Origin of the sequence: Aquabacterium sp. (assembly GCF_041909175.1) — a bacterium.
Lineage (GTDB): Bacteria > Pseudomonadota > Gammaproteobacteria > Burkholderiales > Burkholderiaceae_C > Aquabacterium.
Window position 1 is genome coordinate 1 of sequence record NZ_JAYRDZ010000016.1, and the last position, 3265, is coordinate 3265.

The window sequence follows — 3265 nt, forward strand, 5'->3', positions numbered from 1 at the left end:
ACTCCCCGGCCTGGAGCATGTCACGCTCTACCCCCCCATCCCCCTGGCCGTGCAGCGCGTGGCCAACGTGGAACGCGCCCAGATGCTGCTGGAAAGCCCCCACCGCACCGCGCTGCAACGCTTCCTGGCCGCCTGGCAACCTGTGCTGCACAGCACCCGCCAGCAGCCAGAACACAAAGGCCTGGTGCGCTGGCTGGTGGATGTGGACCCGCTGGGGATCTGACGCCGCACGCCAAACCTTGCACGCCATATCAGATCGGCGTGCGAAATTTAACAATTGGCCACAACTGCGTCGTTGACATGATATGTCAAGACACCTATTCTGCGATCCATGCAGGCAAAGCGGTTCCGCGATGGCCTGCCCCACCGCGTGAAGACAAGGAGACACCGTGGCCACCCTGCTGGATCAACTCAACAACCTCGATGTGCTGACGTCGTCACTGATGGGCGGCATTGCGGTGCAGCTGCAACCCATCACCGGAGATGTTCCCGTAGTGCAGGTGAGCATCGAGGGACGGGACGAGCTCCCCATCTTCATCACCTGCTCGGACATGCAGATCATCTGCCTTTGTTATCTGTGGAACGATACTGATGTCCGGCCAGAACGCAGGGCCGAGCTCATGGAAGCACTGCTGGACCTGAACCCCTCCGTGCCGCTGTCGGCATTCGGCCGCGTCGGTGGCCGGTTTGTCCTGATTGGCGCACTGGCCCGCACCGCAAGCGCCAGCGACATCGCCAACGAAGTGGCCGTGCTGAGCGACAACGCACTCGATGCGTTGGACGCACTGTCCGACTTTCTTCGCTGAGCTCCTCACCCCTTTACCACCGACTTCGACAGGAGAAGCACCATGTCAGTCATCAAGAAACTAGTCACCCTGCTGCGCGGCAGCGCCCGTGAACTCGGCCAGAGCGTGGTTGACAGCAACGCCACGCGCATCTACGAGCAGGAGATCATCGACGCCAAGAACAGCATCGCCGAGGCCAAAACCGAGCTCACCGGCGTGATGGCCAAGCAAATGCAGACGGCGCGCGACATCGAGCGCATCAAGACCGACCTGTTGCGCCACGAAGACTTGGCCCTGCAGGCACTGAACAAGGCCGAAGAAGGCCTTGCGCTGGAAGTGGCCGAGCGCGTGGCGGGACTCGAAGCCGAGATGGCCGCGCAGACCCAGGCCCACGCCAGCTACGCACTGCAGGTCTCGCGACTCAAGGACCTGATCCGTGCAGCCGAGACCCGTGTGCGCGAGCACGAGCGCGAAATTGGCATCGCCAAGACCACCGAGAGCGTGTACCGCGCCACGCAAAGCATTTCCGAGAGCATTGGGGCCACGGGGTCGCAGCTGACCAGCGCGCGCGATTCACTGGAGCGCATCAAGAAGCGCCACGAAGACCTGGCCGACCGCATGACCGCAGCCGAGCAGCTGGACCAGGAATTTGGCCACCGCGCACTGGAGCGCAAGCTGGCCGACGCGGGCATTGGTGACAGCGACAAGGTGCGCGCTGCACAGGTGATGGAGCGGCTCAAAGCACGGCACGCCGCCGCTGCTGCTGGCCCCACTGCCGCGACGCTGCCCACCACACCATGAGCCCTGGACCGCGCAAACCGGAGCGCTGGCAGGGCTCCGAGACCGCGCTGCGAGCCGTGCAGGTCGCCTTTGATGTGGAGGAGGCTGTAATGGAGGCCATCCGCGTGGCGGCGTTTCACGCCAATGTCTCTACCTCCACGCAGATCCGTAGCGTGCTCGACCTGCCCGTGGCCGCGCGACCCAAGCGCCCTCGCCTCACGGTGACACTGGACGCCGCAGACTACGCACTGCTGGCCAGTCGCTATGGCCTGGCGCCCGACGACCGGCTGGGCATCAAGGAGGCGGCCACGCGTGAGCTGATTGCATTCGTGCAGCAGCAAGCACCCCACACACGGTCTAAATCAGTGCGAACCGTGCGCAATAGCAAGACGGTGCCCTGAAAGCCGCCGCACGTTTCGACAAAAAAATGGCCTCGATCCACCAACAACTCAACGGGGCATAGGAGGGAATCACATGTTTGCCAATCTTCTGGTGACTGCCACCAGCTTTCCCACCGGCATCTACACGGTGCTGCTGGGCGTGGTGCTGGTCTACTGGCTGCTGGCCATCGTGGGCATGGTGGACTTCGAATCCAGCGGCATTGACCTGGACATCGAGGCCCACGCCGACGCGAGTGCCGACGACCTGGGCGCCATCGCCAGCTATGTGGTGGCCTTTGGCCTGAACGGCGTGCCATTCTCCATTGTGGTGAGCCTGCTGGTGCTGGTCGGCTGGACGCTGTCGTGCCTGGCTGGCGTCACGCTGCAATCCTGGATCCCCACAGACATCCTGCGCTGGGTGGCTGGCCTGTTCATCCTGGGCGTATCCGCAGCCCTCTCACTCGTCATCACTGCACGCCTCGTGCGGCCAATGCGCGGCCTGTTTGTCAGCCACACCGCTCAAAGCAACGCCTCCTTTGTAGGCCAGACCTGCAAGGTACTGACCGGCGTGGTCGACGAACGCCAGGGCCGGGCCGAAGTGGCACAGCGCGGCGCCAGCATCAACATCCGCGTGTGGTCGCCCAGCCCCAACCCCTTGAAGCGCGGCGATACCGCACTCATCACCGAGTACGACTCCGGGAGCCACCGTTACCTGGTCATGCCCCTGCCCCCTGAATGAGTGCAGACAAGCCGCGGCGTCTCCCTATTTCTCTGTTTCCATCTTCCCCATTGGTTCCACCCTTTCCGCAGAAAGCGTTCTCATGCAGCAATCCTTCATGGTCATCCTGATTGCAGTTGGCGTCCTCGTCTTCCTGATCCTGGCGATGTTCGCCATGTTCGCGAAGTTCTACCGCAAGGTGGAGCAAGGCCACGCGCTCATCATCAACACCCTGCGCTCGGAACCCGAGGTCACCTTCACCGGCCGCATGGTCTATCCCATCATCCACAAGGCCGAGCTGATGGACATCTCGGTCAAGACGATCGAGATCGACCGCTCGGGCGACCAGGGCCTTATCTGCGCGGACAACATCCGCGCCGACATCAAGGTGAAATTCTTCGTGCGTGTGAACAAGACGGCTGAAGACGTGCTGCGCGTGGCCCAGGGCATTGGCTGCGCACGTGCCTCCAACCATGAGATTCTGGAAGACCTGTTCTCGGCCAAGTTCTCCGAGGCGCTCAAGACGGTGGGCAAGTCGCTGGACTTTGTGGATCTGTACCAGGCGCGCGACCGTTTTCGCGACAAGATCATCGAGCAGATTG

At 62.7% G+C, this 3265-nt stretch carries 5 protein-coding genes and 1 pseudogene; all 6 read left to right on the forward strand.

Going from position 1 to position 3265, the window contains the following annotated elements; translation table 11 throughout:
* Nucleotides 1-223: pseudogene (locus ACE3PH_RS15870) on the forward strand (primosomal protein N'); the annotation flags it as partial.
* A gap of 166 nt (nucleotides 224-389) precedes the next feature.
* On the forward strand, nucleotides 390-806 hold the full coding sequence (locus ACE3PH_RS15875; protein ID WP_374320852.1) for a YjfI family protein: 417 nt from the start codon (nucleotides 390-392) through the stop codon (nucleotides 804-806).
* A gap of 42 nt (nucleotides 807-848) precedes the next feature.
* A complete protein-coding gene (locus ACE3PH_RS15880) occupies nucleotides 849-1586 on the forward strand; it encodes a PspA/IM30 family protein (RefSeq protein WP_374320854.1) in 738 nt (245 codons plus the stop codon).
* Nucleotides 1583-1966, forward strand: a complete 384-nt coding sequence (locus ACE3PH_RS15885; RefSeq protein ID WP_374320856.1) for a hypothetical protein — start codon at nucleotides 1583-1585, stop codon at nucleotides 1964-1966. The genes ACE3PH_RS15880 and ACE3PH_RS15885 overlap by 4 nt, the downstream gene beginning before the upstream one ends.
* A 73-nt stretch (nucleotides 1967-2039) precedes the next feature.
* A complete protein-coding gene (locus ACE3PH_RS15890; RefSeq protein WP_374320858.1) occupies nucleotides 2040-2684 on the forward strand; it encodes a ubiquinone biosynthesis protein in 645 nt (214 codons plus the stop codon).
* Between the two features lie 82 nt (nucleotides 2685-2766).
* Nucleotides 2767-3265, forward strand: a 499-nt coding sequence (locus ACE3PH_RS15895) for an SPFH domain-containing protein (protein WP_374320860.1), incomplete at its 3' end; no start/stop codon positions are given.

Bases quoted from the DNA above. Each gene is read 5' to 3' on its own strand.
- ACE3PH_RS15890 (WP_374320858.1), top strand. From the start codon at position 2,040: ATGTTTGCCAATCTTCTGGTGACTGCCACCAGCTTTCCCACCGGCATC.
- ACE3PH_RS15885 (WP_374320856.1), top strand. From the start codon at position 1,583: ATGAGCCCTGGACCGCGCAAACCGGAGCGCTGGCAGGGCTCCGAGACC.
- ACE3PH_RS15880 (WP_374320854.1), top strand. From the start codon at position 849: ATGTCAGTCATCAAGAAACTAGTCACCCTGCTGCGCGGCAGCGCCCGT.